General features: G+C 60.1%; 24 protein-coding genes and 1 pseudogene. 16 read left to right on the top strand and 9 right to left on the bottom strand.

The window, feature by feature from the left end:
• Positions 1-124: 124 nt before the first annotated feature.
• A pseudogene (locus E2481_RS17830) lies at positions 125-1,123 on the bottom strand (restriction endonuclease); the annotation flags it as partial.
• A gap of 117 nt (positions 1,124-1,240) precedes the next feature.
• Between E2481_RS17830 and E2481_RS17835 the strand changes: the two are divergent.
• Positions 1,241-1,927 (top strand): DUF6166 domain-containing protein, encoded by a 687-nt coding sequence (locus E2481_RS17835; protein ID WP_136718518.1) that lies wholly within the window; start codon positions 1,241-1,243, stop codon positions 1,925-1,927.
• Positions 1,927-2,061 carry a hypothetical protein gene (locus E2481_RS19080; protein WP_256867918.1) on the top strand — a complete coding sequence of 45 codons (135 nt, stop codon included), beginning with the start codon at positions 1,927-1,929 and terminating at the stop codon, positions 2,059-2,061. The genes E2481_RS17835 and E2481_RS19080 overlap by 1 nt, the downstream gene beginning before the upstream one ends.
• Positions 2,062-2,072: 11 nt before the next feature.
• Here E2481_RS19080 and E2481_RS17840 read toward each other — a convergent pair whose 3' ends face one another.
• Positions 2,073-4,160: a hypothetical protein gene (locus E2481_RS17840; RefSeq protein ID WP_136718519.1), complete on the bottom strand. Its 2,088-nt coding sequence runs from the start codon at positions 4,158-4,160 to the stop codon at positions 2,073-2,075.
• A gap of 142 nt (positions 4,161-4,302) precedes the next feature.
• On the opposite strand from E2481_RS17840, the gene E2481_RS17845 reads away from it, so the two are divergent.
• The 7 genes from E2481_RS17845 (at position 4,303) to E2481_RS17875 (ending at position 9,718) form a co-directional block, all read left to right on the top strand.
• On the top strand, positions 4,303-5,463 hold the full coding sequence (locus E2481_RS17845) for a hypothetical protein (protein WP_136718520.1): 1,161 nt from the start codon (positions 4,303-4,305) through the stop codon (positions 5,461-5,463).
• A 97-nt stretch (positions 5,464-5,560) separates the two neighbouring features.
• Positions 5,561-5,872, top strand: a complete 312-nt coding sequence (locus E2481_RS17850) for a hypothetical protein (RefSeq protein ID WP_054584773.1) — start codon at positions 5,561-5,563, stop codon at positions 5,870-5,872.
• A 139-nt stretch (positions 5,873-6,011) separates the two neighbouring features.
• A complete protein-coding gene (locus E2481_RS17855; protein WP_136718521.1) occupies positions 6,012-6,233 on the top strand; it encodes a hypothetical protein in 222 nt (73 codons plus the stop codon).
• Positions 6,234-6,356: 123 nt separating this feature from the next.
• A complete protein-coding gene (locus tag E2481_RS17860; RefSeq protein WP_136718522.1) occupies positions 6,357-7,358 on the top strand; it encodes a DUF6610 family protein in 1,002 nt (333 codons plus the stop codon).
• 71 nt (positions 7,359-7,429) lie between these two features.
• A complete protein-coding gene (locus E2481_RS17865) occupies positions 7,430-7,777 on the top strand; it encodes a hypothetical protein (protein ID WP_136718523.1) in 348 nt (115 codons plus the stop codon).
• Positions 7,778-7,864: 87 nt separating this feature from the next.
• Entirely contained in the window at positions 7,865-8,812 is a 948-nt protein-coding gene (locus E2481_RS17870; RefSeq protein ID WP_136718524.1) for an ArdC-like ssDNA-binding domain-containing protein, read from the top strand.
• Positions 8,813-8,902: 90 nt separating this feature from the next.
• Positions 8,903-9,718: a hypothetical protein gene (locus E2481_RS17875; protein WP_136718546.1), complete on the top strand. Its 816-nt coding sequence runs from the start codon at positions 8,903-8,905 to the stop codon at positions 9,716-9,718.
• An 11-nt stretch (positions 9,719-9,729) separates the two neighbouring features.
• Here the strand turns inward: E2481_RS17875 and E2481_RS17880 are convergent, their stop codons facing one another.
• Positions 9,730-10,533: a DUF6036 family nucleotidyltransferase gene (locus tag E2481_RS17880; RefSeq protein WP_136718525.1), complete on the bottom strand. Its 804-nt coding sequence runs from the start codon at positions 10,531-10,533 to the stop codon at positions 9,730-9,732.
• Complete coding sequence (locus E2481_RS17885) at positions 10,533-11,456, bottom strand: helix-turn-helix transcriptional regulator (protein ID WP_136718526.1); 924 nt, start codon at positions 11,454-11,456, stop codon at positions 10,533-10,535. Before E2481_RS17885 ends, E2481_RS17880 begins: the two co-directional genes overlap by 1 nt.
• Before the next feature lie 138 nt (positions 11,457-11,594).
• Here E2481_RS17885 and E2481_RS17890 point away from each other — a divergent pair, with 138 nt between their 5' ends.
• The gene (locus E2481_RS17890) at positions 11,595-11,918 is read left to right on the top strand and encodes a hypothetical protein (RefSeq protein WP_136718527.1); all 324 of its coding nucleotides are present in this window, start codon (positions 11,595-11,597) and stop codon (positions 11,916-11,918) included.
• Between the two features lie 630 nt (positions 11,919-12,548).
• On the top strand, positions 12,549-13,781 hold the full coding sequence (gene orc4 / locus E2481_RS17895) for a DNA replication protein Orc4 (protein ID WP_136718528.1): 1,233 nt from the start codon (positions 12,549-12,551) through the stop codon (positions 13,779-13,781).
• A 139-nt stretch (positions 13,782-13,920) separates the two neighbouring features.
• Here orc4 and E2481_RS17900 read toward each other — a convergent pair whose 3' ends face one another.
• The 4 genes from E2481_RS17900 to E2481_RS17915 form a co-directional block, all read right to left on the bottom strand.
• Positions 13,921-16,089 (bottom strand): type B DNA-directed DNA polymerase, encoded by a 2,169-nt coding sequence (locus tag E2481_RS17900; RefSeq protein WP_250137879.1) that lies wholly within the window; start codon positions 16,087-16,089, stop codon positions 13,921-13,923.
• 2 nt (positions 16,090-16,091) lie between these two features.
• Complete coding sequence (locus E2481_RS17905; protein WP_136718530.1) at positions 16,092-16,397, bottom strand: hypothetical protein; 306 nt, start codon at positions 16,395-16,397, stop codon at positions 16,092-16,094.
• Positions 16,398-16,399: 2 nt separating this feature from the next.
• Positions 16,400-17,344, bottom strand: a complete 945-nt coding sequence (locus E2481_RS17910) for a hypothetical protein (protein ID WP_370628424.1) — start codon at positions 17,342-17,344, stop codon at positions 16,400-16,402.
• A 429-nt stretch (positions 17,345-17,773) separates the two neighbouring features.
• Positions 17,774-19,255, bottom strand: a complete 1,482-nt coding sequence (locus E2481_RS17915) for a DUF7096 domain-containing protein (protein ID WP_136718531.1) — start codon at positions 19,253-19,255, stop codon at positions 17,774-17,776.
• Positions 19,256-19,415: 160 nt separating this feature from the next.
• Here E2481_RS17915 and E2481_RS18800 point away from each other — a divergent pair, with 160 nt between their 5' ends.
• From E2481_RS18800 to E2481_RS17935, 4 genes are all read left to right on the top strand, one after another.
• Positions 19,416-19,922 carry a hypothetical protein gene (locus E2481_RS18800; RefSeq protein ID WP_169302492.1) on the top strand — a complete coding sequence of 169 codons (507 nt, stop codon included), beginning with the start codon at positions 19,416-19,418 and terminating at the stop codon, positions 19,920-19,922.
• Complete coding sequence (locus E2481_RS17925) at positions 19,843-20,385, top strand: polymer-forming cytoskeletal protein (protein WP_136718532.1); 543 nt, start codon at positions 19,843-19,845, stop codon at positions 20,383-20,385. Before E2481_RS18800 ends, E2481_RS17925 begins: the two co-directional genes overlap by 80 nt.
• A gap of 237 nt (positions 20,386-20,622) precedes the next feature.
• On the top strand, positions 20,623-21,642 hold the full coding sequence (locus E2481_RS17930) for a helix-turn-helix transcriptional regulator (RefSeq protein WP_250137880.1): 1,020 nt from the start codon (positions 20,623-20,625) through the stop codon (positions 21,640-21,642).
• A 313-nt stretch (positions 21,643-21,955) separates the two neighbouring features.
• Positions 21,956-22,642 (top strand): SOS response-associated peptidase, encoded by a 687-nt coding sequence (locus E2481_RS17935; protein ID WP_136718533.1) that lies wholly within the window; start codon positions 21,956-21,958, stop codon positions 22,640-22,642.
• Positions 22,643-22,660: 18 nt separating this feature from the next.
• On the opposite strand, the gene E2481_RS17940 is transcribed toward E2481_RS17935, so the two are convergent.
• Positions 22,661-23,689 carry a Cdc6/Cdc18 family protein gene (locus tag E2481_RS17940; RefSeq protein WP_136718534.1) on the bottom strand — a complete coding sequence of 343 codons (1,029 nt, stop codon included), beginning with the start codon at positions 23,687-23,689 and terminating at the stop codon, positions 22,661-22,663.
• 382 nt (positions 23,690-24,071) lie between these two features.
• Here E2481_RS17940 and E2481_RS17945 point away from each other — a divergent pair, with 382 nt between their 5' ends.
• The gene (locus tag E2481_RS17945) at positions 24,072-25,220 is read left to right on the top strand and encodes a hypothetical protein (RefSeq protein ID WP_136718535.1); all 1,149 of its coding nucleotides are present in this window, start codon (positions 24,072-24,074) and stop codon (positions 25,218-25,220) included.
• Positions 25,221-25,246: the final 26 nt, after the last annotated feature.

The raw sequence follows: 25,246 nt of genomic DNA on the forward strand, positions 1-25,246 counted from the left end.
GAGCCGACGCATAATTCTCGATGAGGAGGTGTCGTTGTGCACACTCGTCGCCTCCTCATTCCTCACAAAAACGTTCCTCGATAAGCCGCTGCTGTCACGCGGTTCTTCTCTTAGCTAAAGACGGATGCTCGTAGGGGTAGGTGTACTCTTGGACGTCGGTAGTGTGCCGAACTTCCGGGAGGTACACTGGTTCGATCGACTGGACAGAGATGTCCGAGCGGTTCGGCTCACAGGTCTTGTTGTACGTGACGTTGTTGTCGCCGGTGTAGGTGACCGTCGTCGTGTGATGCTGCTGGAGGCGCTCGACGGCCCACTCCTTGTACTCCGTTTGCGTCTGCCCGAACCGCCGCTCCTCGACGTCGTCGAACACCTCTCCGAACTGCTCGGCATCGAGGTCGACCGTCGCGTGGAGATTCTCGGTGACCAGCGTCCCGACGTCCTCATTGACGACCTGCGGCTGCCCGCGTTCGGCGTGGGCGACGAATCGGGTCCGGTCGTTGATTCGGTGGATGACGCCCACCGATGTCTCGAAGACGGCGTTCGTGTCCGCGGTAACCGCGACCACCGGGCGGAACGCCACCGATGAGTGTGGTTCTGGGAGATCGGCGGCTTCGATGTTCTCGATCTCGCGGAACGCCTCCACGACGGCCGCGTCGACGTCGGTGGCCGGGTCGTACGGGCGTAGGGTCTCGTCGCAGAGAATCTCGATGCGCCCGTTGTAGAGGTCGAGGCCGATCTCGTCGGCGATCTCCCGGAGGTCCTCGCCATCGAGTAACTCGATTGGGTGTGGGTCGTCGTTCTGCTGGAGGCGGTCGGCGTACTCCTGAGCGGGATTCGTGAACCGGCCGGTCGTGACGACCATCCCGCGTTTCGGGCCGTCGAAGTCGAACGTCGCGATCGCCGAGTGGAGCTTCTGGACCACCGGCCGCCCGACCGTCCCCGTGTGCTTGCACTCGACGATGATCGCGCGCCGCGTGCCGTCGACGACCTCCTCCATGATGACGTCGCGACCCTCGTCAGCCGTGCGGTCGGCCTGACGGACGTTCTCGTAGCCGAGGTTGCGGAACACGTCCTCCATCACGTCCTCAAACTCGAACCCCGAGAGATCGTCCAGTACAGCCATCCTCAATTATGTGGACAGTACGTTGCAACTGCCAAATACGTTGCCGAACGCTACGCCGTCCTGTTTGTTGAACCCCTGAGAGGGGTGCGGGGGTCACCGAACCGCCCGCGAGCAACGATGAACGGGAATGTACCTGTAGCAAGTTCGGAATCGGTTCCAGTAGCATCGCCCGGTCAGTCCCACCGAGACACAGTCGAGTACGTAGGCTTCCGCGTCGACGGCCAAGCCGTCGTCCTGAACCTCTCGGAGCATCGGCGACTCTCCCTCAAGCGCAGTCTCGACCTCGTCAACCACAGTCCGAGCGGGTTCGAGTGGGGGTACAGCGGTAGCGGGCCCGCCCAGCTCGCGTGCGCGCTCCTGCTCGACTACTACGACGATGAGCAGTTCGCCCATGAGCACTACATCGCGTTCCGGAATCAGGTGGTCTCACAGCTGGAGTGCGACGGTGCCGCGGCGTGCTGGCACCTCCCCGGCGAGGAGATCGACGCCGCGATGGCGACCCTTACCGACGACGTCGTCGCGCTCGCGGACGGCGGACGGCCGTCACCGTCGCTCCCCGAGAACTGGCGAGCCGTCTCTCGCCCTGATCGAAGAGTGTTCCAGCGCGCTGATCGCGACCACTACATCGTACTCGGGGATGGAAGCGACGAGTGGCTGGTCGTGCTCTGCAGCCAGGGTGACCGAGCATATCCAGCCCCGCTCGCACATCGGGTGGTTACCGAGGAGGCTGACGTAGAACGGGTGATCCAGGAACTCGCAGAAGAGAGCAACAACCTCATCGAGCCCCCAGAGGGGGAGCACTGATGGAGACGCTTCGACTGGCGCGAGCCACCCACCAGCTCCTCGAACGTGGTGTCGAGGCGCTTGAGAAAATCGGGCGCGAACTGGAGCGATACAACGACCGGCAGGAGCCTAAGCACCAAGCGACCGACGAATAAGCTAATGGCGGCTATTCCGTGAGGAAGTCGGTATCTGAGTTGCGCATCTCAATCGAGACTGGATTCGACGTTTCCTCAATATCTGTCCCGATGTCCCAGGTGTCCTCACCTAACGGGCCAATACGTGGAGTCGAGTCAAACTCCCCAGGCAGCCCTCGATAAGTACCACCAGCCAGCAGGTGATCCAGCGTAGCCACCAAATCGTACCACTGTGGTTCGGTAAACTGCGCCGTCACGCCGGCTTTCTCACCCGTACCTAAGTCCACCTCGAAGATTTCGTCGCCTTCGCCCTCGTCGACAAGACTCCGGATCTCTAATTCTAAGAGATCCTCCTCTCCGAAACGGCCCTGTAGTCGAAGATGTTCACTGTCACCCCGAATCGGGAATGTTTCCAAATCGATTACTTTGCCCTGTCCACGTATCGTCGCCCCATTGAGGTCCGAAATGTTCAGCAGAACCGAGAGCAGCTGCTGGATGGACTTGCCAGTGAACCAGAGATAACCCCCCACCCACGAGCCACCGCCAAAGTTCAGCTTCAGCCCTGGTTCGTCAGTGTCCTCAAACCACTCCAATGCCAAGCGAGTGTAGCCGCCCATCATCTCATCTTGGTCGACATCAGAGTCGAGGAGGTACGGGCCAGCTTTCACTCCACGGAGGAGGTAGTACCGCACTCGCTCCTTTGTGAACTCATCTTCTGTTCGTTCGGCGCCCGTCCAGTCTTCGACGTCAATCCAGCTCCCTGCGGGCACGTCCAAGTCGGCTGCCTCAATAATGGGTTTCGCGTAGGCGACTGGATCGGGATGCTTGACCCGTTCGGCTTCTTCGTCGGTGAGGTATAGGTTTGAGACTGGTTCAAGCCACGGGAGCTCGAGATCGCCATACCCGACCTTCCGATCATGATGATTCTCGAGATAGCCATCGTATTTCGGCGTCAGGTGCGTCGCTTCGGGAACGATGTTGACGCCACCGGTGTCGTCTACGGTGATGAGCCCAACTGTGTCAAATCCCTGCTTCTCAAGAAATGTGACTGCACGCTCGCTTAGCGTTGTTGGAACAGCAAGATAGAGTTTTGAAAGAGTTTCAGTTGCTAAGAACTGTTCTATTTGCTCGGTTTTTCGCGAACCCGAAAAAGAGCTCTCACCCTTTGCCTCGATACCAATGACCGCATTCGATTCGGGGGTTTCGACCGCTGTAGTCGGATCAATATCCCCTTCGAAGGCCAGAATGTCGATTGGGCGGGTGGGAGTGTCCGAATCCAAGTCGTTCGGGATATGGGCTTCCGGGATGCCACCAAAATGAGTCCAGGTATGATGTCGCACCCATGGTTCTTCTGTCGGAGAGATCTGGCCAGTGGTATCATCGCCAGCATAGACTGGCTCGGCATCCCGGACGATCGAGGGAATCGGACCGTCACCGGGAGTAAGCAGTCTAGAAAAGTCGGACTTGGATCCGTTCTTTTCGATCGGGACGTGAATCACACCCAACTCCTCCGGAAGTTGTGTCCGTCGTAGCTCTTGAACAGCCTCGTCGAGAGATATCGGCTCGTTATCCTCCGGGGAACGATCTAACAGTTGCCGAATTAGGTCCTCGACAGTACGATGCTCCAGCGAGTAGGCAAGAAAGTCTGCAGAGATCGCGTCCCGAATGTGAGTGATAACCTCCGATGGTGTGTACCAGTCCTCATCAACGCCCGCAGCTAACCGATAGCTTATCGCACGGATACTCATCTGGTCGACAGGATCCGATTCCGGATTGGTCCCAAGTTTGTCGGCGTCGGGAGCAGCAAAGTACAGCTTATCGAGGGCTCCGCTGTCGATATACCGATGGGTTTGGGCATATACGTCTCTATCGAGCCCGAATTCAGATGCTCGCTTCAGCTCGACCCCGATAATCTCTCCCGACGGTGATTCCGCGAGCAGGTCGATGCGACCAGTCCCGATATTGACCTCACCATCGACTGTGTATCCCTTAGACTCCTCCAGCCAGTGCCAAACTCGTTGCTTGGCTAATGCCTCAAGGAATGACGCCACAATAGTTGACTGGAGTTTGTCATAGCGAGTAAGCGTTCCGGTTCTATTGAATCCAGTTGCGGTATCCACCTCAGCCGGGGGAGCAGTGCATCTGAACAACCAGACAACCACCTCTTCTCGTCTGTGTTGTTTTTGCGCCCGGGAGAGGGGCGCAGGGCGCGAGTCGATGCAGTCGCACGTCGACGAGGATTCCTGAAGTGAGGTGACTGAGATGAAAGATCCAGAGTCCAGAACCATCTTCGCTGGCGTCGATGGACGTACCGACACCGAACTACCCCAGTGGTACCGAGAGCGTCACGGGGATGCAGACCCCGTGAGCTTCGCCGAGGCGGTTCGTGATCTTCCGCAGGCCGTCGAGACGACCGTGGCGTACCAGAATCCCTACACCGACGAGTGGGTTGAGACGGAGCGGTTCAACGCGCTCGTCGAGCCGAGTCGGGCTCGGGATCAGGCCCGAGATGAGGACGCGGAAACGGACCCGTTGTTCCACGTTCCCACTGACAGCTACTCGATCATCAACCCGGTCGACGTCTACGGGCCGCTGGAGGAGGTCCTCCGCGAGGAGACCATCGAAGGGACGCCGCTGGGTGAGGTGATGTTCGGCGAGATTCGGCGCTACCGGGGCGGCGGCGAGGTCCACATGGACATTATGTTCGACGGCCTCGAGGTGCGCCTTCCTGGCCGGTCGGACCCAATCACGATGGGCGTCACGTCTGGCTACGACTTCTTCGGCGAGCACGCCGTCTACGTGGAGGGGTTCGCCCAGGACGGCTACTGCTCGAACACGATGCGCTCGCTCACCGACAAGGAGGTTATCAAGCACGTCGGCGACGTGCGGAACTTCCGCACCTGGTGGGAGGAGCTCCTCGCACAGGTCGAACTCGTCGCGGACGACCTCTTCGAGTTCATCCGGGACGCTCAGGATATCGACCTCGACTTCTCGGAGCTCCCGTTCACCGTCACGGAGTTCTACACCCTGTTGGGGTTCCCGGACTACCTGGCCGAGCGTGCCGCCGGTGATGCAGAAGCCAACGCCGCGTCACGGTTCGAGATCGATATGTGGACGCTGCATTCCGGCGCGACGTACGCTCTCACCCACTTCTTCCAGGGGAAAGAGGGGGCATCCCTCGATCAGTACGTTCGGATCGCCAACGACATTCTGTTCAACCCGGAAGGTACGATCGAACGCGTCGAGCAGGCGTACGAGCAGCAGTTAGAGGCGGACGGTGACGACGGGTCGCAGGCCTCGCTGGCCGGCGAACGAGCGCTGGCGAGCATCGAGCGCGTCAGCGACGACCTGCAGGAGAAGGTCGAGCAGTTCGAAGAACGCGAGGACGCGCTGCGCGAGCGGTTCCAAGAGGCGATGGGCTAAGACCAGTTGAAGAGAAAATTCGCCAGGCGTGCTTCCGTTCTAGCGGCTGGAATCCACTGCTGACAGTATTAAGTGAGTAGGGGCGTACCCAGAGACCATGTCTATTGAGCATAATCCGACTCTCGACGCGCGAGAGCCACAGCAGGGGGATATAGAGACTTTTGAAGAATTGGAGCGTGGTGACTCGGTCAAATTCTTTGAATGGCCCGTCGAGCCGTTGACCGTGATCGGCTGGGAAGAAGACGATAATGTCGGGAAGCGAGTACGAGTTGAAGCAGAAGGCGGCGAGTCGTTTCTCTACCAGGTAGACGGCCATCTCTGGCATTACGTCCCTGAGGACGAGTTCGCCGGCGAGAATAACCCATACCCTGTTCAGAACCTCGTTTTGCTCGAATCCTCGGAAGCCTGATTGGGCTTCGAGACAGCTCGAATCCTGTCGTGAAGGCCTCTATATTGATGGTCTCATTCGCAGTGGCTGCACCTTCCCAAGATCTACTGCTTCAACCCTCTGCTGTTGCTCGTGCCCTCGATAGGTGGAGGCATCCGTTATGGGTACTTCTACAGACGACTCAGAGGCGTCAGACGAATTTCCGCCTGAAAAGCGGCTTGAGGCACCGAACACGCGCCTGATCAAGGCAGGGATCGCGACGATTCCGGATTTGGAAACCCTCCAAGAGTGCGTTGCCTACGAGAACGCCCACCAGAATCGAACGCAGATTCTGCGCCGGCTCAAGTGGAAGGCCGAAGAGCTACGTGAGAACGAAGAGTAAGCTCTATCCTTAACCAACACACTCCGAGTGAGTTTCCCTATTGTTGGTTAACTGCCTGAGTCTCGGTTTTTCGGGCCCCTGAATGGGTGCGGGGCAGCCAGCAGCAGCCTCGCGAGCCTAATCATGTCCCTCGAGCTGAGCTCCAGCGCCAGCACCGCCCGCGAAATCGCCGCCGCCAGACAGGGAGACTACGTGGCGTTTCTGCATCGAGCCCCGTTTGTCGTCGACGCTGTCGACCTCGGCTTCCTTCCCGGCTTTCGCGAGGACTGTGGGTATCAGGAGGCGCAGTATCAGAACCTTAGCCTCCCCGTCGGGATGCTCGACAACGATTTCCGGGATCCCGATCTGGAGCGGTTCGTCGACCGTTTCTTCGAGTACGAACCTCAGGTCGGGGTCATCGGGGACGTCGACGAAATCGACGACGTCGACGCCCACGTCGCTGCTGCTCGTGAGATCCAAGCGAGCTATCCAGAGGCCGAGCTCATCGTCGTTCCGAAGTCGCGGGCGGTGATCGACGCGATTCCCGAGACCCTCGTCCTCGGGTATTCACGGGGATACGCCGACCGCCTGGCCCACGAGTTCTCCGACCTTGCCGATTGGAGAGGTCGGCGCGTCCACATCCTCGGCGGGAGTCCGCCCAAGCAGCTCGATGCCATTCGACAGCTGACCAGACCGACACTCACGGACGAGCCACCAGCCGACATCGTCGGCGTCGACTGGAACGGGCTGCATCGCGGCGCGCAGTTCGGTGAGTTCTGGACGGCCGACGGCTGGGACGACAGCGGTCGCGACGCCGACCACGTCACCGTGCGAAAGACGGTGCGCCACAGCCTCGCTCGCGTCCGTGAGTTTTGGAGGACCCACGGGATCTGGCCCGAAACAACACCGCAAGACGAGGGGCTCGACGTCGAGTACGAGGGTCCGAGTCCTGCCGATCTCGAGGACGCCGCCTGTACCGAGTGCGGGACGAACGTCTGGCGAACTCACCGCGGCCCGTACGTGGCCGAATACGATACCGGCGCGATCTGTGGATACTGCAGCTACGAGTGCTACTTCAGCCACCGTCATCGAAACAACCTGGAGGAGATTGCCGGCGAACAGAGCGTCTACCTCCCGCCGGCGTGACTTCGCGACCTGTTTTTCGTGCCCCCAGAGAGGCCGAGGGCTCCTTCGAAAGCTCTCAGAGGTGACTTCCAGTGAGTCAACAACAGCGTCCTGACAACGTCTCGGTCGACGATATTCCCGTCGATATCGACAACACGCAATCAGCGGAGGTCGATCCCGCCGACGTCCCCGACGAAATCGAATCCATCACCCGTGGGCTCGCCGGTGAGCAGCCGCCGACGAATCCCATAGTGGTTCTCAAGGCGGCCCGGTGGTGGTACATTCACGGCAAGGGCGGCACGGATCCCGCCTTCCAGTGGGCCATCGAGTGGGCACGTCACCTTGCGACCGACACGCCCAGTGACGTCGAGCGGTTCGACGAGTTCCTCGAGTACCTCGTCTCGGTTGGCTTTGCGGACGAACGCCACGAGCTCCGCTGACCGACAGAGCGGTTTTTTGAACGCCCCGGAGGGGTGCGGCGCGATCTGAACAGACGCAGTCGCCGTGAACTTGATTCGGTGAACACGATGTCTACGACCAGAGACTCGTCGGTCTCCTTCGAGGAGACCGACACGCGATCAGACGAGATGAACAGTACGATCGAACAGTGGATCGACGACCTCGTCGCCGGCGTCGACGACGCGCAGGCCAGCGCGGAGTTCCAGGAGTGGCTTGACGTCCAGAGTCGTTTCCACGACTACTCGTATCGGAACACGCTCCTCATCAAGCGGCAGTGTCCCGAGGCGAGCCGGGTGGCGGGCTACCGGACGTGGCAGGAGGAGTTCGACCGTCACGTCACGGAGGGTGAGTCGGCCATCTGGATCTGGGCGCCGATCATCACCAAGCAGTGCCCGGAGTGCGAGAATTCGCCGAGCTATCACGAGGACAGCGACTGTGACTACCATGAGACGTCGCCCGAGGAGTGGTCCGAGGGCCTGGTCGGGTTCAAGCCCGCGCCGGTGTTCGATGTCTCCCAGACCGAGGGCGAACCGCTTCCCGACCTAGACACTGAAGCGACTGGGGACGCCGGCGATCTCGTCGAGCAGCTGACTGACGCCGCTGACGACCTCGGCGTGACGGTGCGGATCGTTCCAGCCGAGGAGTGGACCCACGGCGAGGCGAAGGGTATCTGCGAGCAGCTGAGTCTCGTCGACGTTCAGCCGCTCGTCGAGGTACGTGATCGGGAGAACGAGGCCGACCTCGCGCGAACGCTGATTCACGAGTACGCTCACGCCCTGCTCCACTTCGACGTCGACGACGACACCGAACGGGCGAAACGCGAGGTCGAGGCCGAAGCCGTCGCCTACGTCGTCGGGCGCTACTGTGGGTTGGACACCAGCGGGTCGGCGTTCTACCTCGCTGCGTGGGAGTCGGATAACCCCGAGGTCGTTCGCGAGCGGCTCGGACGGATCAGTTCCACAGCAGAAGAGCTCATCGACGTGCTCGAAAGCGAATCTTCGTCCCAATCCAGTTAACCAACAGAGTGATGGATTCCTTCCGCTCTGTTGGTTAAGTTTTTCAGTGCCCGCGGAGGGGCGGAGGCGCGTTCTGACCTCCGTCGAATGATGACTGAACCCTATCTCACGACGGTCCTCGAGGAAGCCGAGCACGTCGCCGAGCAGCACGATCAGGTCGCCCGAACGACAGACAACCAAGCCCACGAGTACCTCCGATACGCCGTTCTTCGGGTGCTTGAAGGCGAGGCGGACCACCTCCCAGCAGACTGGACGCCGATCAACGGCGTGACCGTCGGCTACGGGAGCGACGAGGCGATGTACGACAGCTGGAGCTCCAGCGAAGACTGGTGGGAGACCGTCTCGCCGCAGGAGGCGTGTACCCGCTTCCGGGTGTTCTTCCCGGACAACCACCAGACAGTTCCCCGTGACATCGTCGACGTGATGGCTGCGCTGGGTGCCTGGCGCGTCTGGACTGGGTGCGCAGCCGCGTGCGGCTCCTACGACCATCGCGAGCGCCGCGAGGTCCACTACCTGTGGCCGGAAGGCCATCCGGTGGAGGAAGTGCTCCACGAGCGGCTCAGGGGACCTGCGGAAGCCGTCGCTCCCGACGGTGGCCGAACGGGCGACGTTCGCGACCGACTGGTCGTCGACGAGAACGCACAGTCGGAGGACGATCTTGAGCCCCGCACGAAGCGTGCCGTCGCCGAAGCGATGGACGTCTCACTCCTCTCGAAGGGTGGCCGCTACGAGTTACAGTCTGCGTCCGGGAACCGGTACGAAGTCGACGTCATCGGCGAATCGTGTACCTGTCCCGACTGGCAGCAACGTTCACCCGAAGGCGGCTGCAAGCACCTGCGCCGCGTCGATCACGAGATCAAACGGGGCCGCGTTCCCCGACCAGACGGCCGCCTTCCCTCCCCGTAGTCGTGGCCAGACTACTCCACGGAACGGACTGTGTCGCCATCCCGACGGACCCGGTCGAACGTTGAGAGATACGCGATCCGGTCGTGAACCTCGTCAGTATCCAGCTCCAGTTTGGTGGCCAGTTCGTCGACGGTCATCGGCTCGTCGAGTGCCTGGAGGACTTCGAGCCCCCGGTAGTACCTGTTCGTGAGCTCCTGGACGCGGTCCTCGATCGGTGTGGTCACTCCGTACCGCTCCTCGAGTTCGACCAGCGCCTCGTTCGCGAACGTGGCGAACTGATCGTCCCCCAGGCGTTCGATCTGGGCTTCGAGTTCAGCCCGGACGACGTCGTAATCGAGGCCGGCCTGCACGAGCATATTCATGTCCTCGATGTCGTCGTCGCGGCCGGCGATCGCCTTGAACAGGAAGATATCCTCGTTGCTGACTAGCCGGACCGTCAGTCGATCCGTGTCGAGGAACGGCTCGCTGCGCTCTTGCATCCCGTCGGTGAGCACGAGCTTGTTCGCGACCTGCTGGTTGAAGATGTCGAGGCGACACCCGTCGTCGTTCTCGACGCAGCTCGTCGCCCCCAGCGCCCGGTAATCTGGATCCAGCGATTGAACCTCCGCATACCCGAGGTCCATCAGGACCGCCCACAGCTGACCGTATGCGTCGCCATCCGGGACGACCAGGTCGATGTCTTTCGTCGCCCCCTTGAGGTCGCGCAGCGACATCGCGCCACCACCAATCAGGTAGACCGTGAGCGGGGCTGAGAGGCCATCCCCGATGCGCTGGAATTCGTTCTCGATGTACTCGCGTCCGAATGTTGGTCTCATTATGGTAGTGGCACCTCGTAGTCAGCCGCCAACTCCTGGAACTCGTCCCACTCCGGGAGCCGGTCGTCGTCGACCTCGCCGTGCGTCTCGAGGTAGCGGAGCAAGGCGTCGATTTCGTCTTCGAGGCCATACTTCGCCGCCTGCTCTCGGAGGTCCGCCTCGTCGACGTCGACGTGGCTGAGCAGGAGGAGACAGTACGAGCGGTGGCGACTGCCGTCGTCGATCAGCAGCGTGTGACAGCAAAGTTCCGCCGGCGAGACTGCGTCGAGGTTCTCGGAGTAGACGTAGTAGCGGTGGCCGGTAAGCAGGAACTGGAGGTCGAAGGCCGCGAATCGAGCGAGGCCGGTTTCGTGGAACCCCTCTGCGTCGATCTCCTTCTCGGCCTGCGCGAGGAATTCGTCGTAGTCCTCCCAGAGAATCGTGCCCTTCGGGGCGACGGGTTCGAGGCGCTGGCGATGCAGCTGGTGTGCGAGTTCACGGGCGAACTCGTGGAGGCGGTCGAAGTCGGCGTTGAACTCGTAGTGGCCGTCGGCCGTCCCGACGAGACCACGGTCACGAAACCGCTTGAGGACGCGGTTAACCGTGTTGCGGTAGTTGTCGCTTCGATCGGCGATTTCGGAGACGGTTCGCGGCTGGTCGAGGTAGTACAGCACTTCGAGTGCCTTGCCCGTCAGCAGTTCGGGGAAGTCGATATGGGAGTGCTGGCGGACGAGATCTTGGTAGAGTTCGACGGCGCGAGCATCCGATGGAACGACTCGTTTTCGCCGCCCGTCGCGTTCCGTGTAGACGAGTCCCTTTTCGACGAGGTCGGCGACGGCACGAGAGAGGTAGCTCTCGCTGTGGTTGAGCTTCGTCGCGAGTTCGGAGATCGTGTCGCCGCGGTCGACCGTGGCGAGGACCTCGAGTTCGATACGCCGGAGCACGGTGTAACATAGTACGAAACTTGTATATAAAGAAGTTTCGAGTAGTGTTACAGTCAGCAAGCACGAGAGGCGTCTCCATCGTCTTAACCAACAAAACTATGGATTCGTGGGGCGTGTTGGTTAACACGAGAGTAGCCGATGTCCTATGAACCCCCGACCCCACCGGCGAACCTCCCGACGGAGATCGTCAACACGCTCAACGAGTCGGACCCGGAGCAGCTTCGAGACGTTGCAACGTACGCTGAGGCGCTCGCCGAGCACAAGGAACGAGAGGCCCGTCTCGAGGAGTCGGCAGATCAAGAAGAGGTCGAAGAACGACCAGACGATCTTCCGGACGAGGTCCCGGCCAAAGCAACGATCACGATCAAGGAAATCAACGACAATCGCTACTACTACTGGCAGTGGCGGGAGGGAGAGAAGATTCGTTCTCAGTACAAGGGTCCGGTCAACCCGGACGAGTAAAACTCGATGATAGAGGACACCCACCCCACGTTTCCGTCGTAACTGGATGTTGGTGGAGGGGGTGACGCTGATTTCGAAGGGGCCACACCCCCCGCGTTTCCGTCGTTTCTCCACGACGGTGTAGGGAGAGGCTACGATAGTGCTATACAGCCACTAATTCTGTTGACCTAGAACCAATCTAGAGATGAACTAACTTCTGCAACACATAGATTAAAGTGGTGTAGCCGAGAAAAGCTCATTAAGTGTACTTCGACCAAAGAAGGGGCGAAGTACTTCGCCCCCTCAGATGAAACGATCCTTTCCAGATGCTTCTGTAGACGGCCAGTATTGGACGGATAGGCCGCTCTCGTCTTTGGTATCTCGTCGTGGATGTCTTCTTCGAGTCCCCTCCCCACCTGTTCGGTGATTACGACGGAAACGTGGGGTGTGTGAGTTCGGGATTCGACATCGAGGCGATGCTTCCGTCTACGGGTTTCCTCTCTCACGTCGGAAACGCGGCTATATTGTCAGCAATCCAATTCCACCGAATGACGGCATTTTCCGGCTGATATCGGACAAGGAACGTCGGAAACGTGGGGTGGCGTTCTCCACTAGATTTATACTCCCCCCGCTCACACCGTGTGATATTCAATGACGCCCGACTCTTCACCCAGTTCTGTCGACGATCCACTCTTTGAATCCGGGCATCGAATCTTCGCGAACAAGGATCTCCTGAAAATCGGCCATGTTCCGGAGGCTGACCGGATCGTCGGTCGCGACGAGGAAATCTCGAAGCTCGCGAAACGTCTCAACGGTGCTGTCCACGGGTACTCCCCGGAGAACGTGATGATCTACGGGAAAACGGGGACCGGGAAATCTCTCGTTTCAAAACACGTCTGCCAGCGAGCTCAAAATGCCGCTCAGGATGGCGTCGAGATTGGAACCGCGTATATCGACTGTGCTGAAGACAACACGGAGACTCAAGCAATCTCCTCACTGGCCGCGAAGCTGAACGATGAATCTTCGACTGGAATCTCCGTCCCCCATACCGGCCTCAGTACGTCGAAATACTACAAACTCCTCTGGAAGACGCTCGACGCTCAATTCGATTCTGTGATCATCATCCTCGACGAGATCGACTTGATGAACGACGACAGCGTGCTGATGAAGCTCTCGCGCGCTGAGGAGGCGGGGAAAATCGACTGTAGCGTCGGCGTCATCGCGATCAGCAACAAGATTCAGTACGTCGACAACGTGAACGAGCGCGTGAAAAGTAGCTTCCAGCACAAGGAGCTGTTCTTCAAGCCATACGACGCCAACCAGCTCCGGGAGATCATGTTCAACCGCGAGGACGCCTTCCAGGACGACGTCCTTTCCGAGGACGTGATTCCGCTCTCCGCGGCCTTCGCCGCGCAGGAACACGGCGATGCTCGGAAGGCGATCGACATTCTTCGCCACGCCGGGGAGGTCGCCTACGAGGCCGGGGCAGAGCAGGTGACGGAGGAACACGTCCGCCAGGCACAGCAGCACGCCGAAAAGGACCGGTTCAGAGAACTCGTGAACGGCGCACCCACGCAGGCGAAGGCGGCGTTGCTGGCGCTCACGGAGCTGAGTGTCAACAGCAACGACGATGCGTTCCTCACGAGCCGGGTGTACGACCAGTACGAACGCATCTGCAACCATCTCGATATGGATATCCTCTCCGTCCGCCGGTTCCGCGACATCCTGAAAGAGCAAGCCTTCCTCGGGGTTGTCGAAATCGAGAAGATCAACAAGGGGAGTGCGGGCGGCATCCACCTCCAGAACCGACTCATCGAAGATCCCCAGGTCGTACGCGAAACGATCCTCGAGGACAGCCGGATGCAGGACTGGACTCGCGAGTAGTGACCCCCTACTACTGAGTGGGTGCGGACGACGGAAATCCGGGGTGGGGCGTGAGGAAACGACGGAAACGAGGGGGGCCGAAAATTACGTCGGAAACGTGGGGTTGGATCGAAACGACGGAAACCAGGGGTGGGGTCCACTACGACAGTTCGTTGGAGGCTCCGAACGAGGTCAAAACGGCGTCCCTCTCACCGGAGAGCTCTCGGCGAATATCGGTTCGGTCCCACCCGAGCGGTGAAAGCACGTTCTCGACTGCTCTGACCAGCTGCGTCTCGTAGTACGAGGCGTCGTAGGTCTCGATCTCCTCGTGGGCGAGGGCGACCCGGTCTCGCGAGGATTTCTCGTCGTCGACGACCACGTACTCGATATCTTGGCCCGGGTGGACTGCCAGGTCCTGCTCGCGGGCCCGTTTCAAGGCGGCCACGTTCTGGGTATTCTGTGAGTAGCTTTCCAGGGGCTTGGAGACACGGTTCCGCTCGACGAGCCGCTCTACTGCTACGTTGCCCGCCTGCAGTTCGTCGATTGCTCGTTCGAGCCGTCCGAGCACCGCGTCCGGTGACCGCGTGGCATCGAGCCGGTCAAGACAGTCCCGCTGGACGTCCTCGATGAACGGCGGGGTTGAGCGCTGCCGGGCTTCGATGCCCCTGATCTTGAAGTCGTCGTCGCCGGCGACCTTCCCGAAGTACTTCGTTAGCGCGCCGGCGTCGCTCTCGCGCTGCGGGACGAACGCCACCCAGTCGTACTGAGCTTCGTGTTCGAGCCGAATCTCGACGCAGTCGGTGATCTCCGTTGCGAGCGTCTGGAGGTCCTCGCGGTCCTCGTCGTTGACGTCGGGGTCCGGAGTCACCCAGATGGAGTCAACGATGCCGTGGACGACCCGCCAGCCGCCGGCTTCCAGCCGCTGTTTCGCCGTCAGGAGAATCTCGCGAGCGAATGCGTTGATCGCTTCGTGACACTCGATGCGGCCGAACTTCGCGTTGCTGAACCCTTGATAGCCGAAGCAGGCGACGAGGATCCACTTCAGCGCTCCAGACCGCCCTTCGAGTTCAGCCAGGCGGTCCTCGTCGGGGTCGTCTCGATCCTTTTCGCGACGGATGGCCGCCTTGATCTCGTCGCGTGCGTCGATGATCGGCTGCAGCACGTCGACAAGGTAGCCCTGGTCGTCGCAGATCGAGTACCCGAGGCCGGGGACGTCGTCGCGGTCGCTGTGACAGCTACACCGGATGACGTCCGGCGAGACGTTCCGGGTACAGATGATGTTCGGGTACAACGAGGAGAAGTCGAGTTCGTGGACGTTCTCGTGGAGGCCGACCTCGGGGGCGAAGATGAAGCCACCGCGGTCGGCGTCGTGGAGCGTCCCCATCGGCTTGTAGAACTCGTGACGCCAGGAGTTCCATGGCACGAGGAAGTCGCGGTCGTGGGCCTCGCAGATCTGGATCGCCGTGAGCACGTTCCCGATCGACGCCCACGCAAGTTCCTGGACGGGCTTCTTTGAGCGCGATACGAGGTCGAGGACGCCGTCGAGGTTCGTCTCTCCGTAGAAGAACGTGTTCGACTCGTCGATAATCGCCCGGCCGGGCACGTTGTACCGCGCCGGCGAGTGGCCGACGCGACCGTAGCTCGAGTACGTCGACCGGCTCGCGAGCTGCTGGTAGTCGACGCCCGGCCACCGACCCAGCGAGAAGTCGTCGACGCCGACGTCCGTCGCCATCTCGTACAGGGTCGGGACGATCTCGCTGGTTGAGCAGACCAGGACGTCCGGATCGTGCGCTTCGAGTGCCCCTTGGACGGCGGTCAGGATATCCGTCGGCGAGCCGGTGACGGTGTCGCCGGCGACGGACAGTTTCTCGTAGACGTCGTTGCTCGTTTCGGTCACCGGAATACTGAGCCGGAGCGTCGACAGCTCGCTCGCCGGCGTCGGATCGGCGCCGGTCTCCAGACAGTACCGGAACTCTCGCGAAAAGTCCACGTTGAAACAGGCGAGGTCCCCGACTGGATAGTCCGACAGCTGGCGCGCTTGCCGGGCGAGTGGAGTGACGCGATCGATGTGGGCAACGTCGACTGCGAGAACGGCCTCCTCGTCTCGTCGAAAGCCGGGGCGTCGCGCAACCAGTTCGGTCGCGACGACATCCGGGTGCTGGTCGTACACCGATTGGAGCGTCGTGAGGTCGATGTCGGACGCTGGGTCGCGAGCGGCGACGTAGAAGCGTGGGGTGTAGTCATCGCGCTCGGTCGCGACGGCGCCGTCGGCGGTTGCCTCCCACTCCAGGACGCGGCCGTCGTCCAGAAAGTCGATACTGAACGGCATCGTCACGGGTCCGAGTCTGGTGGGGCACTCTCTTGATCATCGCGTGCTGCGACCGCGGCTTCGAGCTCTTCGAGGCGTTCCTCGTGGTCGTCGAGGCGGGCCTCCTGTTCGAGATCGATACTGAGCAGCGCCGGCAGCAGCGGATTCTGGTGGTTCAACAGTCCGCTCGCGTCGGCGTGCTCGCGGGCGTACTCGAACAGTCGGTCGAAGCGCGGCTGGTCGCGACGCCGCAGTGCCCGCCGGAACTCTGCCCAGCGCTCTTCGATGGCCCGCAGTGCATCTCGGTACGTCGGGTTCGTGCGTCCCATCGCTATCGGCCTCCTGTCCCGGTCGCGGTCCACGCATCGAGCAAGGGGTCCGCAGTGGCCGCCACTGTCTCACCGTCAGCGGTGATGCCCGTCCCGACACCCTCCGGAGCCGGCGTCGACGGCGTCGGCGTTGTCGGTTCCACGCCGACCTGCGTGGCGCGTGCCGCGAGCAGCTGCCGCCAGTACGCGAACGTCGTCTGGTAGTACGCGCCGTCGTCGACGGGATAGACGAGCGTCTCGAAGTCTTTGCCGACGACCCGTGGCCCCATCCGAGTCTGCTCGCACTCCAGGTGGTGGTCGGCGACCGTCGCAATTGGCTCGGTGAATTCGTTTCGTTCGTTTCGCGTAACGAGCACCGGGATGTCGTACCCCTCGGCGTAGCTCGCCAACCGGGCGAGAGTTCGGGCCTGGATGGTTTTCGCGTGGGTTTCGCCGAGAGTATCGTCGGCGCGGTACTGGGCGTCGACGGCCGGCGCGACGATGAGGGCGGGCGTGTGGGGCGACGTGTCCTCGTCACGACTTGGTTCCCCTCGACCGGCCGCCCCAGAACCGGCGGTGGACGACTGGATTACCTTATTCACCGCTGACGGGAGACCACAGACGGCGCCGTAGTGCTGGTAGGCGGTGAATCCGCGTGCCACGTGGATTCGGTTGAGCAATCGTTGACTAGGGGCGATTTGGGCGAGTGTCGTCGTCGTCGCGTGACCATTTGCGTCGATCCAGAAGGCGGGCCCGTCGTGCAGGAGGAGATGGTCGAGTACGAGCGACTGCAGGATCGGGACGCCACGGCCCCCCTCGACATCGAGCAGCGTGATTCCGTTGCCGAGTGACGGCAACAACATCTCGTCCGTAGACGGATCGGCCTGGTCAGCAAGGGACCGATTGCGGTCAGCTCCCCGTGTCGGCTGGTCCACCGCCAATCGGTTCGGCGTTGTGTGTTCTCCCATACTTGACTAGTTGTCTACGTTCCCGATAAGCCGCGGCGTGGCGCTTCCGCGTTTCAGGGAAGGGCTGGAAGGTATGTAGAACCGGACTCAGGCAACGGATTTCTACTATCGTTCGACTATTTCCGAGAAGGTTTCCTGAATGATCTTGTTGAATTCTTCAAGCGATGATCTATTTCAGATATTGTGCTGAATACAAAGCGCGACCCACTCATTAGCGTGATGAGCGAGTAAATGTGCGAGAGTGATTCTACAGTGGATATATAAAATAATCAGATAAGTTATTATCTCAAGTGTGTCTCGGTTGCGTATATCGATGACGACCCGTTTGAGAAGGAGGGACGGATTAGCACAGGGGATTACTTGGATTGTGTCAAACTATTTCGACTGTACCACGCTTAAGTCGAAACGACTCACTTATTGTGGAGACGTTTAGCTTTCGTCCTCATCATTATCCTCCTGGGTAAGATCTCCATCCTGAACGATGTATGTCCGTTCAGTTTCGAACCCCTCTTTGGCGATTTCAAGCTCGAGTTCCTCAGTCTCGTTCGTGTCGATCGTGAACGCTACAGTCCCGTCCGAATTTGTGGCACCGACAGCGCGCTCGTTCGCAGTGACAGACGCGTTCTTAACGCTATCGCCGTCGTAGGTAACGGCCACCGTTACAGTTTCGTCCTCAAGTATCGCGTCCACAGTCAGCTTCTCGGAGATCTCCTCGTCGAACTCGATGTCCAGTTCGGCCTCGGAATCGTCGCTCTGGGCCCTGAGTTCCACCTCCTCGGAGAGGGGCAACGTCACCTCCACCGTGCCGTTTGCGTCAGTCGTTCCCACCTGCTGATCGTTCAGGTAGACGGTGCTGTTCGCGACCGGGTTGCCGTTCGCGAGAACCTGGAGGGTGACCTGCTCGTTCGGTCCGGGCGTTCCGTCAGCGACGACTATCGTCAGGTCCCGATCGGTCTCGTCGTCATCAACCTCGATCTCTTCTTCGAGGAGGAAGATTCTCCCCGACGAGCCGTCGACCGAGACCTCTGCTTCGCCCGTCACGTTCGCGGCGTTCCGGAGCGAGAACGCGAACTCGTAGCTCCCCTCGTCCCGATCAGTCTCCGATTCGGTGAGTACCCAATCGCCGCCGTCGGTCGTCGAAAGTGCTGCGCGTGCCGTCTCGAGGGCGTTCGTCTCACTCACAGAGATGCTATCGTCGTCGTCGCGTGGGCGTTCGAACTCGCGGGAGCGCTCGCCATCCTCGCTCTCGACTTCGATCGAGAGCCCATTCTCGGTCTCCAGTTCGATTTCACCCTCCGCCTCGCCGGTGAACTGCTTGAGAAGGGCGGACGTCCCGGGACCGGTCACGCGACTCAGATTCTCGACGGACCTGTTGAGCGCGGGTTGGTCGACGTCGGCGGCGTCGAGTTCGTCCGTAGAGACGGTTGCTGCCCGCTTGGTGAACTGCTCGTAGCTGTCGAGCAGATTGGTCGCACGAGCGTTCAGCGTCGCGAGGCGTTGGGCGTACTCGGATTTGGTGAGTTCACCGTCTTCGAATGCCTCCGTGGCTTCTTCGTAGTCCTCACGGATCGATTCGGCGTAATTCCGGAGTTCTTCCGCCCGCTCTGCGAGGACTTCGGCTCGCCGTTCCTCGCTTGCGTTCTCGAACGAGGTCTCGAAGGCGGTGTTTCCGAATCCCGTCTGTACGTCCTCACTCGAGACACTGATGACCGTCGAGAGCTGGGGGCCGACCGTCACGTTCACACTCGAGTTGTTTTGGGGAGACTGCGGTGACGCGGCAGCTGTCGTCTCTGTGGTTTCACTCGTGGTTGCCTCGCTTGCGCTCGGCGAGAGTGCCACGACAGGGACGGCCATCCCGACCACGATGAGGACCGTGAGCAGGATGGGCCAGAGTGCCGTTCGATTCGTCATTAGCGAGCGATACAGCCTAGACGCACATAAACTGGCGAGATATTGGGCGTGGTTTTCGGCCGTTTGCACTCGTTTGTATCGTTCCTGCCCAGTTGTACCCTGCAAATCACTGCGAACGTCTTGTCGGTTTATTGGCATTCCCCTTCGAGGGGTGAGTGCAATGGCATCCACACAGATCATCGCAGTTGGCCTCGCAGCATTGCTCGCTGTCGGCGGCGTCGGTGCCGCCGTTTCGGGCGTTGGTCCCCAGGCACTGTCCGGTGACGCGACCGAGACGACTGTCGAGAACGTGAACGCACACGCGGTGGCCGACAACGGAACGGTCACGGTCAGCGTGACTGATCGCGGCGAGCCCGTCGAGAACGTTTCCGTCTACGCGGACTCCGACGACGAGGAGATGGACGGCTCGACGGATGCGAACGGGACAGTGACCTTCGATATCGACCCCAGCGAGGAACTCGAGATCGAGCTTGAGGGAGAGAACTTCGAAGCCGAACTGGACTACACCGTCAAGGACGGCTCGCTGATTCTCCTCGAAGAGGAGTACGAGTACGAGCGTGACGACATAGAAGACGACGAGGAGGAGAGTGAAGACGACGAGGAAGATGAGGACGAGGAAGAAGAGGAACGTGAAGACGACGAAGAGGAGGATGACTCCGATGACTGAGCGAGTCTCGCGTAGAGGGCATCTCAAGCTGGTGGCTGGTGCTGTCGCTGCAGGAACAGTAGGGCTCGCGGGGTGTATCGGTAGTAGTGCGGCAACGACTATCTCGGGTGAAACGAGGAACGAATCGGTCACTGCTGATGGGGACGTGCGTATCGAGGAAGAAGCAGAGGTCCTCGCGTCAGTCGACGCTGAAGGGGACGTAACTGTCGAGAACAGTCGCGTCGAAGGCGAAGTAGAAGCTGATGGTGCGATCACCATCATCAACAGCGAGGTCGAAGGCCAGGTCGACGGGGACGGTGCTATCGAAATCACCAACAGTACCGTCAACGGCGACGTCGAATCCGACGGCGATATCCAAATCACGGAGGGCAGTATGGTCGATGGCGACGTCGAGACCGACGGTGAACTCACCGTTAGTGACGACAGCGAAGTTACCGGTGAAACTAGCGGTAGCAACCAGTAACATCCTGATTAACGACTATTCAGCTGCCTGAGTCAGAACCTCGTATACCGCAAATACCAGACACCCGCTGATGCGTTCTCTACTGTCGGACAGGGCCACACAACCCCGTTTGGGGAAAACAAACTCTTTATACGGGTTCTAGTGGAACGATTCCGTATCCGAATGGCCATACCAAGAGTCGCTCCGCTGCTGTTGGTAGCCTTTCTCGGTCTCTTGGTTGGTGGGCTCCTGGTTCCGATGTCAGCCGGTGACGCTGTCGCCCAGCAGTCTCAGCCTGACGTCGACAATACCGTCACCCGAATCGAGGTGAACGAGAACGGCTCAGCACACTGGACGATCCAGATTCGAACCCGCCTCGACACCGAGCAGCGCGAGGACGAGTATGCTGCGTTTCAGGAGCAATTCAGGGACAACACGACACAGTATCTCGGCCCGTTTCAGACTCGAATGCAAGGAACGGTCGCCGATGCGGCAAATGCGACCGGACGCCAGATGCGAGCAACGAACTTCACTGCCTCAACGAGCGTTCAGGAAGTTCCTCGGCAATGGGGGATCGTCACCTACGAGTTCACCTGGACGAACTTTGCAGCCCAGCAGAATGGGCAAGTAGTCGTCGGTGACGTTTTCCAGGGCGGCTTTTTCATCGCGGAAAGTGACACGCTCGAGATTATCGCCCCGATGGATCACGAGATAGTCCGTACCGACCCGCAGCCGGACAGTCAGGAGGGTGATATGGTGGCGTGGGACGGTCGGGAGGATTTCGACGATACCAACCCGACGGTCGTCTTTGCTCCGGCTCCGAACCAGACTGACGCCACGACCGATTCAGACGGGCCGATAGACTCCTCACCACCGACTGGGGACGGTTCGTTCCTCGATACTCTTGGTCTCCCCGTACTCGTATTGCTGATCGTCATCGGCCTCGTCGGGATCGTGGCAGCCGTGATGTATCGTCGACGCAGTAGTGGAACCAGCGGGCAGGGTGCAGCCGCGACAGAGGCTGGAGAGTCACAGCCGTCGACGCAACAGACAGCGTCCGGAGGGACTGCATCGGGAGCCGCTATGACGGACGAGGAGCGAGTTATTGATCTCCTCGAAGCTAATGACGGACGGATGCGGCAGGCGGAGATTGCCGAGGAATTCGACTGGTCTGCATCGAAAACGTCGCGTGTCATCGGGAACATGGCGGATGAAGACTCTGTAGAAAAACTTCGCATCGGGCGCGAGAACTTGGTCGCGCTCAACGACGACCAATAACGTAGAGTATCAGGGTTATCACTGCTATCGATTGCGTTCTAGAGGATATAAGGCGAATAATAGTCCGATAGTCGTCGGTCTTGCCACTCATGGCGTTCATCTGTTGTGATATTCTGTATACTTCTCTGTATTCAGTACGTCTCTCCTGTTACTTTTTGTGGGTTTCACTCGACCTCTAAAGTTAAACTCCGCCAGTACTCACACCGTTAACCAACACAGCGTTTGTACGTCCAGTGTGTTGGTTAATACTGGCCGACCACGTCGATGGTTCTCCGTGACCACGTTGAAGATGCCTCCCTCCAAACTCCTCGGTATGTGTGGTCGAAACTCGCTCTTCATCGACCAGGCCGACCTCGAAGCTCGTTTCGACGCCGAGGTCGTCACGGACGGCGGGTACACACCTCGATACAACATCGCGCCTGGCGACGACCTACACATCATCACGAACGAGGCTCCAGACGAGCTCGACGCCTACCACTGGGGGCTGATTCCGTTCTGGGCGGATGAACCCGAGGAAGGCATCATCAACGCTCGCTCCGAGACTGCCGACGAGAAACGCGTCTTCGAGCGGGCGTGGGAATCACGTCCCTGCCTCGTCCCCTCGTCAGGGTTCTACGAATGGAAATCGCCGAACGGCGGGTCGAAACAGCCCTACCGGATTTACCGCGAAGACGACTCTGCCTTCGCGATGGCCGGGCTCTGGGATGTCTGGGAGGGCGACGACGAGACGATCTCGTGCGTCACGATTCTCACGACGGGGCCGAACGACTTGATGAACTCCATCCACGATCGGATGCCGGTCGTCCTCCCGCAGGACGCGGAATCGGACTGGCTCGCCGCAGATCCGGACACCCGCAAGGAACTGTGCCAGCCGTATCCGAAGGACGATCTAGACGCTTACGAGATCTCGACGCGGGTCAACAACCCCGGCAACGACGATCCCCAGGTCATCGAGCCGCTGGACCACGAGCAATCGGGCCTCGGCGAGTTCAGTTCCTGATAGCTGACGGCGTCACGGTCACTGCATCGGCGACGCAGCTGCCGAATCGACGAGCGAGTACTCTCGATCCCGACTCGTCCCCTCCGCCTCGAGGAGGTTGTACTGCTCCATCTTCGAGAGGTACGTGCGGATAGTCCGCTTCGTCCGTGGGTCATCGACGTCCTCGGTATAGCGCTCGTGAATATCGCTCGGCCCGACCGGGCCGTGCTCGCGAACGATGTCGTAGACGACGCGCTGGTGCGGCGTGAGCGAGTCGAGGCTCTTTTGCTTGATCTGGGCCCGAGCATCCTCGGCGGCGTCCAGGAGAATATCGTCGGTGATGCGCTCGTGGTTCTCGCGATCGGCCTTGCCGGCGGCCGTTCGAAGGATGCCGATTGCGAGGCGTGCGTCGCCGGCGGCCGCGTCGGCGATGCGGTAGAGCTGGTCGTCGGTGATGACGTCCTCATCGAGTCCCCACTTCGCCCGCGCACTCAGAATGTCGTACAGCTGTTCGTCGTGGTACTTGTCCATCCGGACGTGTTCGCTGGAGCGCAGGCGGCTCACGAGGCGGTCGTCGACGCGGCTGAACAGCTCCTCTTCCTTGTTCGCGATGCAGATGATCGCGAACTGCGGGAGGCTGTGGAGGTCGTAGATGACGCTAGGGTCATCCAGCTGGTCGACCTCGTCGAGGATGACAACCGTTAGCGGGCCATCGTGTTGCTGGAGGCGGTCGACGAGTTCGTCATGCGGCGTCGACTGGCGGTGGATGTCGATGGTGGCGCCGAGATCGTCGAGGATCTGGTAGAGCGTGCGGAACCGGGTGTAGTTGCGCCAGCAGTTGACGTAGGTGATCTCGACGTCGAGAATCTCTTCACGGAGTCGTTCAGTGACGAACTTCGAGATGCAGGTCTTGCCGGCGCCGCTAGGCCCAGTAACGATGGCCGTGTCGGCGGGTTCACCGTTCGTGATGGGCTCGAGGACGCTAGAGAGGTGGTTGACTTCGGCGTCGCGATGCTCAACTTCCCGAGGGACGAACCCGGCCCGTAGCACGCGAGCATCGCGAATCATTTGTTTCTGATAGACCGATTTTGAGTCCGGTCATAAAAGCCTGACCGGGTTGTTTCCGGAAAAGCTCTTACTGCTGTGAAGAGTCATCGCTATCGCTTTGCTGTCCCCCAAATTTGACTGCGGAAAACAGCTTTTCCGGAAACACTCAAGACCCACTCACTAATGCGGTTCCCATTCTACGATATCAAAGATATGGATTGTTTCTTTTTGGTTCCTATCCCTGAGTATATAATAGCTACACCCTTCTCGATAGCCACGATAACCAGTTGTTTTTGGGGACGCTCTTCGACTGGTTTTCGCTCCTCGAAAGTCGTGACACCGAATGTTCGTACCGGGCTCATCGTCGTGGCCTACAAGTAGTGAACAGGATAACTCGAAGGAAATGACATCAGGCGACTCCTCCCGCCGCCCGGTCACCGGGAAAAACACCGAGTGGATGATACCCTCAGACCAGATGATCGTCCGGCGCTACAAGCCTCTTCGACACTTCGCCGACACACTCGAAAACGGGTTCCGCGCCGGCCAAGCCGAGGGGTACGAAGAACGCGAGGGCCAGGCCTCTGAGCCAGCCCGTGAACACGAGAGGCACCGTTCGGAGCGAACCGAGTCGATGACGCTCAGCAACGGCGAAGAGATGGATCTTGCCGCGGGGATCGAACAGGCCCGTGAAGCTGCCCGTGAGAATTACTACGCGAGCTGTTGGCGGCTCGGGACAGATGAGGACCCCGAGATTTGGGATACGTACGCGGATGGCCGAAGAGTGGCGATCGAGACCACATATAGTCAGATAGAGGAGTTCCTTGCGCCCGACCAAGAGGATCACTATATGGGCATCGTCCGGTACCTGGATTACGAGGAGGAATTTACGCCGACAGGGATTCCGTACGCCCTGTACTTCTACAAACATCGAACGTTCGACGGTGAGCAGGGGTTCCGGGTGCTCACTAATCGGGGCGGCAATCCGATAATCAGGACGGACGGCCAAGAGATGCCACCTGAGAGCAGGCCGGACAATCTGTCGCACGTCAACCTGTCTGCGGATATGGATGCCCTGACCAATCGCGTCATCCTTTCGCCGGGAGCTGATGATGATCTCCGGGCAGAGGTCGAGGAAACGTTAGATGAACACGGTGTGTCGGCGCCGGTGGTGCCGTCTCGACTGGATGATCAGGCGCCTCATCACGATACGTATGATGCCGAACTTGGTGGGGCGGCCAACTACGAGGCCAGCGAAGAGTACCTGGAGGACTTGATCGACCGCTTTGTTGAGGAGACGGACTGGGATGTCTGGAACACTGTGGACGTCATCCAGTTGAATCAGCGTGAGAGGCTGCATCCACGCACGGTCTTCGTTGAGTGTTTCCGGTACGTGGAGGATCCGCCGAATCGATCGGAGTACGGCCAGGAGCATCTGAACTATGAGGTCCGTGCGCACCGGGTCGTTAACGGTGAGTACCAGAACACGTTTCTGAATGATCCAGCGGAAGCGACGGAGGAGGAATTGTCTGAAGCGGGTGAACCGTCTGAGTGATCTACGGGACGAGTTTTCACTCGAAC

This window comes from Halorientalis salina (assembly GCF_005049285.1).
GTDB lineage: Archaea > Halobacteriota > Halobacteria > Halobacteriales > Haloarculaceae > Halorientalis > Halorientalis salina.